Origin of the sequence: Actinoplanes octamycinicus, assembly GCF_014205225.1 — a bacterium.
GTDB classification, from domain to species: domain Bacteria; phylum Actinomycetota; class Actinomycetes; order Mycobacteriales; family Micromonosporaceae; genus Actinoplanes; species Actinoplanes octamycinicus.
The window spans coordinates 4,789,288-4,802,743 of sequence record NZ_JACHNB010000001.1 but is presented as its reverse complement, the minus strand read 5'-3'; the positions used below and the strand labels follow the sequence as shown (position 1 = coordinate 4,802,743).

The window sequence follows — 13,456 nt, the reverse complement described above, 5'->3', positions numbered from 1 at the left end:
ATTGACCGCCATGCGATCAAGTCGAATCGTGGAGTCATGTTGACTGTCAACCCAGGACTCGCCGGTGTCGTCGCGTTCGACACCGAGATCGCCGAACCCGACCGCGACGGCGGCTCGCTCCGCTACCGCGGTGTCGACATCCGCTCCCTGGCCGGCCAGGTCTCCTTCGCCGACGTCTGGGGGCTGCTCGCCGACGGCGGCTTCGACCACCCGCTGCCGCCCGCCGAGCCGCTCCCCGTCCCGGTCCGCTCCGGCGACGTCCGGGCCGACGCGCAGGCCGCGGTGGCGCTGCTCGCCCCGCGCTGGGGCCTGCGCCAGCTGATCGACATCGACGACGCCCAGGCCCGGGACGACCTGGCCCGGACCTCGGCGATGGTGCTCTCGTTCGTCGCCCAGGCCGCCCGCGGCGCCGCCACCCCGGTCCCGCAGCGGCTGGTCGAGGCGGGCCGGCACGCCACCGAGCAGTTCATGATCCGCTGGCAGGGCGAGCCGGATCCGCGGCACGTCGCGGCCCTCGACCGGTATTGGATCTGTGCCGCCGAGCACGGCATGAACGCGTCCACGTTCACCGCCCGGGTCGTCGCCAGCACCGGCGCGGATGTCCCGGCCTGCCTGTCCGCGGCGGTCGCGGCGCTCTCCGGCCCGCTGCACGGCGGCGCGCCGGCCCGGGTGCTCGGCATGATCGAGGCGGTGGAGCGGGCCGGGGACGCCCGCGCCTACGTGCGGAGCGTGCTGGACGCCGGGCAGCGGCTGATGGGTTTCGGGCACGCGGTCTACCGGGCCGAGGACCCACGCGCCCGGATCCTGCGCGACGCGGCGTTCGAGCTGGGCGCGCCACGCTTCGAGGTGGCCCGCGAGCTGGAGCTGGCCGCCCTGGCCGAGCTGCGCGAGCGCAAGCCGGACCGGGTGCTGGAGACGAACGTGGAGTTCTGGGCCGCCGTGGTGCTGGACTTCGCCGGCGTCCCGGCCGAGCTGTTCACCTCGCTGTTCACCTGCGCGCGGACCGCCGGGTGGAGCGCGCACGTGCTGGAGCAGAAACGCCTCGGGAAGATCATCCGCCCGTCCGCGGACTATGTCGGCCCGGGCGCCCGCGAGGCCGCCGACCTGCCCGGCTGGGCAGCCGCGGTGGAGCGCAACCGATGAGCACTGTCGACTTCGGCCGGACGGCGGCCGACTACGCCCGGCACCGGGCCGGGTTCCCGCCGAGCCTGCTGGACCGCCTCGCCGGCTTCGGCATCGGCACGCCCGGGCAGGCCGTGCTCGACCTCGGCACCGGAACCGGCAGCCTGGCCCGCCTCTTCGCGCTGCGCGGCGCGGCGGTGACCGGCCTGGACCCGGCCGCGCCGCTGCTGGAGCAGGCTCGCCTGCTGGACCGGGCGGCCGGCGTCGAGGTGACCTACGTGGTCGGCGCCGCCGAGCGGACCGGCCTGCCGGACGCCGCCTTCGACGTGGTCAGCGCCGGCCAGTGCTGGCACTGGTTCCGCGCCGCCGAGGCCGCCGCGGAGGCCGGTCGCCTGCTCCGCCCGGGCGGCCGGATCGTGATCGCGCACTTCGACTGGCTGCCGTTGCCGGGCAGCGTGGTGGAGGCCACCGAGCGCCTGATCCTGGCCCACAACCCGGCCTGGTCCCTGGCCGGCGGCACCGGCCTGCACCCCCGCTGGCTCACCGATCTGCGCACGGCCGGTTTCACCGGGGTGGAGACGTTCTCCTACGACGTCGACGTGCCCTACACCCACGAGGACTGGGCCGGCCGGATCCGGGCCAGCGCCGGCGTCGCCGCCAGCCTCCCGCCCGCCGGGGTCGAGCGCTTCTCGGCCGCCCTCCGGCAGACGTTGACCGACGACTTCCCCACCGACCCGCTGCTCATCCCGCACCGGGTGTGGGCGGTGGTCGCCCACCGCGAAGGGAGGGCGGCCTAGCTGCGGGCCGGGGCGGGCCGGAAGCGGTCGCCGCTCAGGTCGCGAGGGTGGCGTAACGGCCGCCCTCGGACAGGAGCGTCGCGTGGGTGCCCGACTCCAGGATCCGGCCGTGGTCGATGACCACGATCTGGTCGGCATCGCGGACCGTGGACAACCGGTGCGCGATGGTCACCGTGGTGCGGCCCCGGGCCAGCTCGTCGAAGGCCTGCTGCACCGCTCGCTCGGTCTCGGTGTCCAGCGCGCTGGTCGCCTCGTCCAGGACCAGGATCCGCGGGTCGCGCAGCAGCGTGCGGGCGATCGCGATGCGCTGTTTCTCACCGCCGGAGAAGCGGTGCCCGCGGGAACCGACCATGGTGTCGTAGCCGTCCGGCAGCGACGCGATCAAGGGGTGGATCTGCGCGGCGGTGGCGGCCGCGACGATCTCCTCGTCGGTGGCGGTCGGCTTCGCGTAGCGCAGGTTCTCCCGGATCGTGGTGTGCAGCAGGTAGGTCTCCTGACTCACCACGCCCACGATGTCCGACAAGTCGGTCAAGGAGAGCGAGGTCAACGGGACGCCGTCGATCGTCACGCGCCCCGACGTGGGGTCGTGCAGTCGCGCGATCAGGCCGGCGATCGTGCTCTTGCCGGAGCCCGTCTCCCCCACCAACGCGAGGGAACTGCCGGCCGGCACGTCGAGGTTCACGCCGTCGAGCGCAGCCGGCGAGCGGTCGTCGTACCGGAAACTGACCTCCTCGAACCGCAAGTGGCCGCGGACCGTGCCCAGACGGACCGGATGGGCCGGCGAGGAGATCTCGACCGGCAGGTCGAGGTATTCGAAGATCCGGGCGAACAGCGCGAGCGAGCTGGTCAGCGTCACGCTCACGTCGAGCAGGCTCATCAGCGGGCGGAACAGGTTGCCCTGCAGCGCGGTGAAGGCGACCAGCGTGCCGATGCTCATCCCACCGGCCGCGAACGGCAGCCCGGCGGCCAGGTAGATGGTCGCCGGGATCACCGCGAAGATCACGCTCATCGCAGCCATCCGCCAGCGCCCGGCCAGCTCGGAACGCAACTCCAGGTCGATCAGCCGGGTCGACGAGGCGGTGAACCGGTCGACCTGCGCCGCGCCCGCGCCCATCGTCTTGCTGAGCTGGATCCCGTTGATCGACAGCCCCTCCTCGATGATCACGTTGAGCTCGGCCAGCTCGCGCTGCCGCTCGGCGGTGATCTTCTGCCGCATCCGGGCGACCCGCCGGGTCAGGTAGATCGCGGGCGGCAGCACGAGCAGCGAGATCAGGGTGAGCTGCCAGGTCAGCGCGACCATCGCGACGACCGTGGCGACCACCGTGGTGAGGTTGGCCGCGATGCTGGTCGCGGTCGAGGTGACCACGGTCTGCATGCCGCCGATGTCGTTGGTGATCCGGGACTGCACCTCGCCGGTGCGGGTCCGGGTGAAGAAGCCGACCGACTGCCGCTGCAGGTGCCGGAAGACGTCGACGCGCAGCCGGTGCATCACCCGCTGGCCGACGGTGGTCGAGATCCAGGTCTGCACCACGCCGAGCACCGAGGTGATCGCGGCGACCACGATCATGCCGGCCACCAGCCAGCCGAGCAGGCGCAGGTCGCTCTGCGGCAGGGCGACGTCGATGATCTCGCGGAGCAGGAACGGCGTCGCCATGCCCAGCACGGACGACACCACGATGATCGCCACCACCAGCGCGAGCTGCTTGCGGTGACCGATGAAGAGCGCGCCGATGCGGCGCATCGAAACGGAGCGGGCCTGCGCCCTCTCCGCGGGGGTCACGGTCCGTGCCGCGCCCCGGCCTTGTCCTCCAGCCAAATTCAACGACCCTTCCCGGTACGCCTCCGTGAACAAGCTGAGGTTACCTCAACATGAGGGAGCAACGGTAATCGCTGATAGTTTGTTCCCGTGGAGGAAGAGTCGTTGCACGAGGCGTTCTGGGCGGTCAGCCGGCGGTTGCGCGAGCAGGCCCGGCGCGAGATGGAGCCGTGGGGCATCGCCCCGTCCCAGTTCCGCGCGCTGAACGTGCTGCTCGGACACGGCGAGATGCGCCTCAGCACGCTCGCCGAGCACCTCCGGATCGCCCCGCGCTCAGCCACCGAGGTGGTCGACGACCTGCAGCAGCGCGGCCTGGCCGAGCGCCGCCCGGACCCGGCCGACCGGCGCGCCACGCTGGTCGCCCTCACCGAGCAGGGCCGGTCCACCGGCGAGGGCGTCCGCACGGCCCGGGCCGCCGCCAGCGAACGCCTGTTCAGCATGCTGTCCGCCGACGACCGCACCGAGCTGGCCCGCATCCTGCGCAAACTCGCCTGACCCCACCCGCCAGCGCCAGCCGCCGCTTCTGACGACCATCCTCGCTGCCGCGACGCCGCTTCCCCGTTCCGGATCATTTATCCGGTACGACTCGCCGTCCCGTGCCAGTCGGCCCGCGACGCCCGTCCCCCACACGACCGCAGCGCGTGTCATGCGGGTCCGCTTCGGGCACACCCCACAGCCCTCGTGGCAGCCGTCCCGCGATGGCCGTCCTGGCGCGACCGCGGCGCATGCCGCCGGGTCCGCCGTGGGCGAGCAGATCAGAAGACGGCGCGGGACCGACCCGGGATCACAGGTGACCGCACGAACCCTGAGTCGCGTCGCGGTCGTGAGCGGGCGGGGCATCGCGATGCGCCGGCGGGCCCGCACGACACGCGCCGCGGTCGTGAGTGGCGCGGACCTCGCGGGCCGACAGCCACAGAACTGCGAGTCGTACCGGATAAATGATCCGCGAGGGTGAGAGCGGCATCGCGGCAGCGGAGATGGTCGTCAACGGCGGACCGGGAGCGTCTGCCGAAACAGTCAGCAGCGGCCGAGCCGAAACGGAGCGGCATAAACCGCCCCAGTAATTCCGAAGCGGTAGAGGCGCGGCGAAAAGGTTAGAAGCGGCCGCGTCGCTCAGGGGGCTGGTGGGGCGGTTAGAAGCGGCGGCCGAGGGCGGGGCGGAACAGGACGGCGGCGCAGGCGGCGGAGGCGCCCAGGGCGAGCAGGGCCAGGTAGAGGCCGGCGGGGACGGCGACCAGCGAGGTGGCGCTGAGGACGCCGAGGGCGAGCAGGAAGATGAGGCACCAGGTGACGGTGACGCGGGCGGCGTAGGCGCAGGCGTCTCGGGCCAGGATGGCGCGTTCGTCGACGCGGCCGTGCGGGCCGACGCGCATCGATTCGGCGAACTCGTCGGCGGCCTGGGCCAGCGACGACGCGTCCACCACGGACTCCATGGCGATCTCGAAGAGGGCCAGGGTCCGGTGCGCGCCCTGGTGCCCGGGCTCCAGGCTGAGCGCCCGGTTGATCGACTCGCGAGCGCTCAGCGGGCGGCCGGCGGCGAACATCGCGCGGCCCAGGGTGACGTGCAGGTCGGCGTCGTAGCCGGCCAGCTCGATGGCGATCTTCAGGCCGTCGACGGCGTCGCCGACCCGGCCGGCCGCGAGCTGCGCGTGGGCGAGCCGGTTGTGCAGCCGCGGGTTGCCCGGATCCTCCCGGCAGGCGGCGGCCGCGGCGTCGATCGCCTCGCGGTGCCGGCCCAGCTCGGTGGCGGCCCGGCTGAGCCAGAACAGCGTCTCCGGCCCGCGCGGGTCGAGCTGCCAGGCCGCGGTGGCCGACCGCAGCGCCCCGTTCAGGTCGCCCATGTCCAGGTGCGCCCGGGCCATCCGGTGCCACGCCTCGACGTTCTCCGGCTGCCGGCCGACGATCGGCGCGAGCAGGTGGGCGGCGTTCTCCGCACGACCACGGGCGAGCAGGTCGTCGGCCTGGGAAAGGAGGGGCTCGGTTCGCACGAGGCTGCTGATCGGCCCCGGTAGCCCCGACTTTGGCGATTCGGACGTTGCTTCCCGGTTGCGTCGATCCCGACCAGACCGCGACCGGCCGCGCCGGCCCCGACCAGACCGCGACCAGCCGCACCGGCCCCGACCAGACCGCAACCAGCCGCACCGGCCCCGACCAGACCGCAACCAGCCGCACCGGCCCCGACCAGACCGCAACCAGCCGCACCGGCCCCGAGCAGACCGCGACCGGCCGGGGCCGATCCCGGGACGACCGCGACCGGCCGGGCCGATCCCGGGCAGACCGCGAGTGTCAGGCCCGGGTCAGTCGCGGAGCTCGTCGCGGTAGCTGGTCAGCGACTCCACCATGCCCTGCACGAACCGTTCCACCACCTGCAGCTCGGCCACCTCGAAGCGGGCCATCACCGCGTCGGTGCGCGGCGCGAGCGGGGTGAAGAACGCCATCGCCAGGGCCATCCCGGTGTCGCCGTAGCGCAGGTGGACCACCCGGCGGTCGGTGCTCTCCCGGCAGCGGCGCAGGTGCCCGGCCCGTTCCAGGCGGTCGATCATCGCGGTGGTGGCCCCGGAGGAGAGCCCCATCGTCTCGCCCAGCCGGCCCGGGGTGAGCGGCGCGCCGGCCCGCTCGGCGTGCATCACCGCGAGCAGCGCGTGCAGGTCGGGCCCGTGCAGATGGTTGCGCCCGGCGAAGGCGTGCCCGATGTGGTTGGCCTCGCTGGCATACGCGTTGAGCAGATCGACGAGCCGCGAGCGCAGCCGCTGCCGCTCCGCCGCCTCCCCGGAGGCCGGGACCGAGACCGAAGCCGGCCCCGAAGCCGGGACCGAGACCGAAGCGGGCCCCGAAGCCGAAGCCGCCACCGGGGCCGGAGCCGAGGCCGGGTCCGAAGCCGAGGCCGAAGGCGGATCCGCGGCCGCGGCCGCGGCCGACGCCGAGGTCAAGGCCGACTCCGAGGGTGATGCCGCTTCTCTTACCAGGGCTTTCGTTTCCTCCACGAGGGTAAGTGTTGCAGATCCTGCCGCGAGGATGGAGAATCTCGATCGTCGAGATTCTTTAGCTTGGAGGATTCATGAGACGCGCATGGGCGTCGCTGCTCCTGGCCCTGGTGCTGGGTGGCCTGGTGATCGGCCTCTCCGGGTCGACCCGGGTCACCAACGAACCGACCGCGTCTCTGCCCTCCTCGGCCGAGTCGACCCGGGTGGCCCAGCTGCAGAAACAGCTGCCTTCCGGCCGCACCAACGCGGCCCTGATCGTGGTGGCCAAGGATGGCCGGGCGCTCACCGACGCCGACCTCGCCACCGTCACCCCGCTCGGCCGGCCGATCCTCAGCCAGGACCGGAAGGCCGCGATCGTCTCGGTGCCGCTGCCGGCCGGCCTGTCGTCGGACGAGGCGATCAAGCAGGTCGCCGACCTGCGGGCCGAGGTCCGGGACGGGCTGCCGGCCGGGGTGACCGCGCAGGTCACCGGCGGCGCCGGGTTCACCGCCGACCTGGCCGACAGCTTCACCGGGGCGAACACGCGACTGCTGCTGGTCACCGTGGTGGTGGTCGCGGTGCTGCTGCTGGTCACCTACCGCAGTCCGCTGCTCTGGCTGGTCCCGCTCGCCGTGGTCGGGCTCGCCGACCGGCTCAGCACCGGGATCATCGCGCTGATCTCGCAGCACACCAGCCTGCCGGTGAGCGGCTCGACCACCGGCATCGTGACCGTGCTGGTCTTCGGCGCCGGCACCGACTACGCGCTGCTGCTGATCTCCCGCTACCGGGAGGAGTTGCACGGGCACGAGGACCGGTTCGAGGCGATGCGGCGGGCGCTGCGCGGCGCCGGCCCGGCCATCGCGGCCAGCGCCGGCACGGTCATCCTGAGCCTGCTCACCCTGCTGCTGGCCAGCCTGGAGAGCAACGTGTCGCTGGGCGTCACGGCCGCCGCCGGGATCGCGGTCGCCGCGCTGTTCGCGCTGCTGGTGCTGCCGGCCGCGCTGGTGGTCTGCGGGCGCGGGCTGTTCTGGCCGTTCGTCCCGCGGGTCGGCCAGGCCGGCGTGGAGGCGGAGAAGGGCGTCTGGGCCCGGGTCGGCCGGGCGGTCTCCCGCAAGCCGGTCGCGGTCACCATCGCGTCGATGATCATCCTGGGGGTGCTGTCGGCCGGCGCGCTCGGCACCCGGCTCGGCCTGTCGCAGACCGAGCAGTTTCGGGTGAAGTCGGAGTCGGTGGCCGGCCTGGAGACCCTGTCGAAGTACTTCCCGGCCGGCGCGGCCAGCCCGACCGTGGTGCTGACCAGCCCGGAGCGGGCCGAGGCGGTGCTGGCCACGGTCTCCGGGACGGAGGGGGTGGCGCAGGCCCGGATCGCCGAGCAGACCACCGACCAGGCGAGCATCCAGGTGATCCTGGACGCCGTGCCGGACACCGACGAGTCCTACGACGCGATCCGCGCGCTGCGCGCCGGGCTGGACGGCGAGGCGCTGGTCGGCGGCAGCGTGGCGACCAGCCTGGACACCCGCGACGCCACCCGGCACGACCTGCGGGTGATCGTCCCGGTGATCCTGCTGGTGGTGTTGCTGGTGCTGGTGGTGCTGCTCCGGTCGCTGGTCGCCCCGCTGCTGCTGATCGGCACGGTGATCATCAGCTTCCTGGCCGCGCTCGGCGCCGGGTCGTTCCTGTTCGACCACGCGCTGGACAACCAGGTGCCGCTCTTCTCGTTCCTGTTCCTGGTGGCGCTCGGCGTGGACTACAACATCTTCCTGGTCACCCGGGCCCGGGAGGAGGCCGGCAAGCGCGGCACCCGGGACGGCATGGTGCACGCCGTCGCGGTGACCGGAGCGGTGATCACCAGCGCCGGCATCCTGCTGGCCGCGGTCTTCGCGGTGCTCGGCGTGCTGCCGGTGATCACGCTGACCCAGATCGGCGTGATCGTGATGATCGGCGTGCTGCTGGACACCCTGCTGGTCCGCACGGTGCTGGTGCCGGCCCTGGCCACCATCCTCGGTGACCGGTTCTGGTGGCCGGGCCGGCCGCAGGTCACGGCGCCGGGTGGCGCCGTGGCCCCGGATCGGGAGCCGGTCGCGGCCGAGCGGAGCTGATCAGCTCGCTTTCTCCAGAGGCACACCGGCGAAGGGGATCGCGGTCGGCGCGGTCCCCTTCTCCCCCGCCGGGTGCCGCCACAGGCCCCGGCGGCGCAGCTCGGGCAGCACCCCCTCGCCGAACCAGTACGCCTCCTCCAGGTGCGGGTACCCGGAGAGGATGAACTCGGAGATGCCCAGCGAGGCGTACTCCTCGATCCGGTCGGCGACCTCGGTGTGGCTGCCGACCAGGGCGGTGCCGGCGCCGCCGCGGACCAGGCCGACGCCGGCCCACAGGTTCGGCGAGACGACCAGGCCGTCCCGGCTGCCGCCGTGCAGGTCGAGCATCCGGCGCTGGCCCTCCGACTCGCTCTGCCGCAGGCCGGCCTGGACCGCCGCGATGTCCTGCTCGGAGACGTTGCGCAGCAGCCGGGACGCCTCCGCCCAGGCCTGTTCCGCGGTGTCCCGGGTGATCACGTGCAGCCGGATGCCGAACGTCATGTCCGGCTTCAGGGTGCGGATCCAGGCCAGTTTCTCGGCCACCTGGGCGGGCGGCTCGCCCCAGGTCAGGTAGACGTCGGCGTGCTCGGCGGCGACCGGGCCGGCCGCCGGGGAGGAGCCACCGAAGTAGATCGTCGGCGGGACCTCCGGGACCCGGGCGAGCTTGGCGTTCTCGACCCGCAGGTGCTCCCCGGCGTACGAAACGGTCTCGCCGCGCAGCAACCCACGGACCACCGTGAGGAATTCCGCGGTCCGCGCGTAGCGCGCGTCCTTGTCCAGGAAGTCGCCGAACTGGCGCTGCTCGCCGGACTCGCCACCGGTCACCACGTTGAGCAGCAGCCGCCCGCCGGAGAGCCGCTGGAAGGTCGACGACATCTGCGCCGCCAGGGTCGGCGAGATCAGCCCGGGCCGGAACGCGACCAGGAACTTCAGCCGCTCGGTGACCTCGGTGAGCATCGCCGTGGTCAGCCACGCGTCCTCGCACCAGGCGCCGGTCGGGGTGAGCGCGCCGACGAAGCCGAGCTGCTCCGCGCTGCGCGCGATCTGACCGAGGTAGCCGATGGTCAGCGGGCGCACCCCGCCGGCCGACCCGGACGGCGTGCCGTGCCCGCCGCCGACGATGTCCCGGCTGTCGCCGTTGGTAGGCAGAAACCAGTGGAAGTCCATGCGCGGAGCCTACCCACCACTCCCATCGGCTCGATAGGATCCCTGCCATGATCGATGAGGCTGCATACGACGCGACCCGGCTGCGCGATCTCCTGGCCGGCCGGGCCCGGGGATTCTCCCGCCGCGACCTGTTCGCCCTGGCCGCGGCGGTCGGTGCGGGCGCCGCGGGCCTGCCGTCCGCCCCGGCCGCGGCGGCCGGCGCGCCGATCGTCAAGCCGCTGCCGCCGGAGCTGTTCCGGGTCCTCGGCACCAACGCGGAGACCCGGTGGTCGGCGCTGAGGGACCAGGGCTACGTGGTCCCGATCGACCGGTTCTTCGTGCGCAACCACACCAGCACGCCGGTCATCGACGCCGCGTCCTGGAGCCTCGAGGTGTCCGGCTCCGGTCTGCGCGGCGACGCCGCGCACTTCAGCCTCCGGGATCTGCGCCGCCTGCCGGCCGAGACCCGGGTGGTCACCGTCGAGTGCGCCGGCAACGGCCGCGGCTACTTCAGCTCGCAGCAGGGCCAGACCGTTTCCGGTACGGCCTGGGGCCTGGGCGGCGTGGGTGTCGCCCGCTGGCGTGGCGTCCGGCTGTCGACCGTGCTGCGCCGCGCCGGGGTCCGCCGGGACGCGGTCGACGTGCAGCCCAGCGGCCTGGATCCGAACTACGTGACCGGCGGCGTCGACCTGGGCCCGGTGCGCCGCCCGTTCCCGATCGCCAAGGCCTTCGACGACGTGCTGCTGGCCTACGAGATGAACGGCGAGCCGCTGCCCGCCGACCACGGCCACCCGGTCCGGGTGATCGTCCCGCACTGGATCGGCATCGCCAACATCAAGTGGGTCGGGCGGATCGAGGTCTCCGCCGAGCCGCTCTTCTCGCCGTGGAACACCCAGTGGTACCGGCTGTTCGGGCCGGACTTCCCGGCCGAGGGGCAGCCGTTCGACCGCCAGGTGATCAAGAGCGCGTTCGAGCTGGACCCGGGGGCCACGGTCGCTGCCGGGCGCCGGGTGACGCTGACCGGCCGGTCCTGGTCGGCCGGCGGGCGGATCCGCACGGTCGAGGTGAGCACCGACGGCGGGGCGACGTGGCGGCGCGCCCGGTTCACCGGGCCGTCCCGGGACGGCGCCTGGCAGCAGTGGGCGCTGGACTGGCGGCCGGCCGCGGGCGCCCACGAGCTGCTGGCCCGGGCCACCGACGTGCACGGCGCCACCCAGCCCGAGGTGGCCCGGTACAACACCCTGGGCTACCTGTTCGACGCCGTGGTCCGGGTGCCGGTCACCGCCGCATGAGAACGGGCCGGGGCGCATCGCCCCGGCCCGGCTCCACGCATCCGATCAGGACTTGAAGATGTCCTTGATCTTCTCGCCGGCCTGCTTGACGTTGGCGCTGGTCTGGTCCGCCTTGCCCTCGGCCTCGAGCTGCTCGTCATCGGTGGCCTTGCCGACGCCTTCCTTGACCTTGCCGCCGACTTCCTCGGCCTTGTTGTCGACCTTGTCATCGAAAGCCATCGCACACCTCCGCGGGGATCGTGGTCCTTCTCGACCTCGCTGATACCCGGGATGACTTCATCCGTAACGCATGAGGCCGGATCGGTCGTCACACCGGATGCTGACCCCATGCCGGACTTCCCACCCATCGCCGAACACGGGCTGATCGGTGACCTGCAGACCGCTGCGCTGGTCGCCACCGACGGCACCGTCGACTGGTTCTGCGCGCCGCGCTTCGACTCGCCCAGCGTCTTCGGGGCGCTGCTGGACGCCGGGCGCGGCGGTCATCTGATCACCCGACCGGCCACCGAGGCGTTCACCGCCAAGCAGCTCTACCTGCCGGACAGCGCGGTGCTGGTCACCCGGTTCATGACCGACACCGGGGTCGGCGAGATCGTCGACTTCATGCCGATCTCGGACAGCACCACGGCGACCGACCGGCACCGGCTGGTCCGGCTGGTGCGCTGCGTGCGCGGCGAGATGACCTTCGCGGTGCACATCGCGCCGCGCTTCGGTTACGGCCGGGACCCGTTCCGGACCCGCGCGACCGACCAGGCGGTGCTCTTCGAGACCGACAAGGAGGCGCTTACCGTACGCCTGATCCGCGAGCCGTTCGAGGAGCCCGGCCGGTCCTGGGTGGACAGCGACGGCGACGTGCGGGCCGAGCTGCAGCTGCGGGCCGGCCAGCGGCGCGGGCTGGTGCTGGAGATTGGGCCGGCCGCCCCGCTGACCCAGTTCCCGCTGACCGAGGCGCTGCGGCTGCTCGACGAGACGGTGGACTTCTGGGAGTCCTGGCTGAGCGGCTGCACCTACCAGGGGCGCTGGCGCGAGATGGTCCACCGGGCGGCGATCACGATCAAGCTGATGACCTACGCGCCGACCGGCGGGCTGGTCGCGGCGCCCACCGCGGCGCTGCCCGAGCAGGTCGGCGGCGAGCGCAACTGGGACTACCGCTACACCTGGGTGCGCGACGCCTCGTTCTCGGTGTACTCGCTGCTGTCGCTGGGCTTCAGCGACGAGGCGGCGGCGCTCGGCCGCTGGCTGCGCGACCGGGTGTTCGAGCAGGCCGAGAAGGATCCGACCGGCCCGCTGCAGATCATGTACCGGGTGGACGGGTCGAGCGACCTGATCGAGGAGACGCTGCCGCACTGGTCCGGCTACCGCGGCTCGAGCCCGGTGCGGATCGGCAACGGCGCCGCCGGGCAACTGCAGCTGGACATCTACGGCGAGGCGATGGACAGCATCTACGTCGGCCAGCGCCACGGGATCGTCCCCGGGCACGAGGGCTGGCAGGCGATCCGGCACATGCTCGACTGGGTGGCGGCCAACTGGGCGCAGCCGGAGGAGGGCATCTGGGAGACCCGAGGCGGGCGGCAGGACTTCACCTACGGCCGGCTGATGTGCTGGGTGGCCCTGGACCGCGGACTGCGGATCGCCGCCGAGCACGGCCGCCCGGCCCCGCTGGACGAGTGGCGCCGGCAGCGCGACGCGATCTACACCGAGATCATGGAGCGTGGCTGGAGCCCGGCCCGGCAGGCGTTCCGCCAGCACTACGACACCAACGTGCTGGACTCGTCGCTGCTGCGGATGCCGACCGTCGGGTTCGTCACGCCGCACGACCCGCGGTGGCTCTCCACCCTGCGGGCCATGGAGAGCGAGCTGGTCACCGACAGCCTGGTCTACCGGTACGACCCGGCCGCGTCGCCGGACGGCCTGCGCGGCTCGGAGGGCACCTTCTCGCTGTGCACGTTCGCGTACGTGACCGCGCTGGCCGGCGCCGGCGAGCTGGACAAGGCGCGGGTGACCTTCGAGAAGATGCTGACCTACGCCAACCACCTCGGCCTCTACTCGGAGGAGATCGGGCTGACCGGCGAGCAGCTGGGCAACTTCCCGCAGGCGTTCACCCACCTGTCGCTGATCGACGCCGCGGTCACCCTGGACCGGCAGCTGGACCGCTATCCGCGAGCCGCGGCCCGGCGGCACACCGTGCTGCCACCGTCGCCCGGCGCCTGAGCGCGCCGCACCCCCGGTCACCGGGGGTGCG

At 73.0% G+C, this 13,456-nt stretch carries 11 protein-coding genes; 6 read left to right on the top strand and 5 right to left on the bottom strand.

The features are described 5' to 3' along the window. Nucleotides 1-36 precede the first annotated feature (36 nt). The gene (locus BJY16_RS20960) at nt 37-1,143 is read left to right on the top strand and encodes a citrate synthase 2 (protein ID WP_185041284.1); all 1,107 of its coding nucleotides are present in this window, start codon (nt 37-39) and stop codon (nt 1,141-1,143) included. Beyond that, on the top strand, nt 1,140-1,919 hold the full coding sequence (locus tag BJY16_RS20955) for a class I SAM-dependent methyltransferase (RefSeq protein WP_185041283.1): 780 nt from the start codon (nt 1,140-1,142) through the stop codon (nt 1,917-1,919). The genes BJY16_RS20960 and BJY16_RS20955 overlap by 4 nt, the downstream gene beginning before the upstream one ends. A gap of 34 nt (nt 1,920-1,953) precedes the next feature. Here the strand turns inward: BJY16_RS20955 and BJY16_RS20950 are convergent, their stop codons facing one another. Then, nucleotides 1,954-3,660, bottom strand: a complete 1,707-nt coding sequence (locus BJY16_RS20950; RefSeq protein WP_185041282.1) for an ABC transporter ATP-binding protein — start codon at nt 3,658-3,660, stop codon at nt 1,954-1,956. 165 nt (nt 3,661-3,825) lie between these two features. Here BJY16_RS20950 and BJY16_RS20945 point away from each other — a divergent pair, with 165 nt between their 5' ends. Then, nucleotides 3,826-4,230, top strand: a complete 405-nt coding sequence (locus tag BJY16_RS20945; protein ID WP_239177865.1) for a MarR family winged helix-turn-helix transcriptional regulator — start codon at nt 3,826-3,828, stop codon at nt 4,228-4,230. A 638-nt stretch (nt 4,231-4,868) separates the two neighbouring features. Here BJY16_RS20945 and BJY16_RS20940 read toward each other — a convergent pair. Both BJY16_RS20940 and BJY16_RS20935 read right to left on the bottom strand, forming a co-directional pair. Next, complete coding sequence (locus BJY16_RS20940; RefSeq protein WP_185041281.1) at nt 4,869-5,723, bottom strand: tetratricopeptide repeat protein; 855 nt, start codon at nt 5,721-5,723, stop codon at nt 4,869-4,871. Between the two features lie 309 nt (nt 5,724-6,032). Further along, a complete protein-coding gene (locus BJY16_RS20935) occupies nt 6,033-6,665 on the bottom strand; it encodes a MarR family winged helix-turn-helix transcriptional regulator (RefSeq protein WP_373873480.1) in 633 nt (210 codons plus the stop codon). Nucleotides 6,666-6,793: 128 nt separating this feature from the next. Here BJY16_RS20935 and BJY16_RS20930 point away from each other — a divergent pair, with 128 nt between their 5' ends. Then, a complete protein-coding gene (locus BJY16_RS20930) occupies nt 6,794-8,797 on the top strand; it encodes an MMPL family transporter (protein ID WP_185041280.1) in 2,004 nt (667 codons plus the stop codon). On the opposite strand, the gene BJY16_RS20925 is transcribed toward BJY16_RS20930, so the two are convergent. Next, on the bottom strand, nt 8,798-9,943 hold the full coding sequence (locus BJY16_RS20925; RefSeq protein ID WP_185041279.1) for an LLM class flavin-dependent oxidoreductase: 1,146 nt from the start codon (nt 9,941-9,943) through the stop codon (nt 8,798-8,800). Nucleotides 9,944-9,990: 47 nt separating this feature from the next. On the opposite strand from BJY16_RS20925, the gene BJY16_RS20920 reads away from it, so the two are divergent. Beyond that, a complete protein-coding gene (locus BJY16_RS20920; protein WP_185041278.1) occupies nt 9,991-11,214 on the top strand; it encodes a sulfite oxidase in 1,224 nt (407 codons plus the stop codon). Nucleotides 11,215-11,259: 45 nt separating this feature from the next. Here the strand turns inward: BJY16_RS20920 and BJY16_RS20915 are convergent, their stop codons facing one another. Next, nucleotides 11,260-11,433: a CsbD family protein gene (locus BJY16_RS20915; protein ID WP_185041277.1), complete on the bottom strand. Its 174-nt coding sequence runs from the start codon at nt 11,431-11,433 to the stop codon at nt 11,260-11,262. 108 nt (nt 11,434-11,541) lie between these two features. On the opposite strand from BJY16_RS20915, the gene BJY16_RS20910 reads away from it, so the two are divergent. Beyond that, nucleotides 11,542-13,425, top strand: coding sequence for a glycoside hydrolase family 15 protein (locus BJY16_RS20910; protein WP_185041276.1), 1,884 nt, complete (start codon nt 11,542-11,544; stop codon nt 13,423-13,425). The last annotated feature ends 31 nt before the right edge of the window (nt 13,426-13,456 follow it).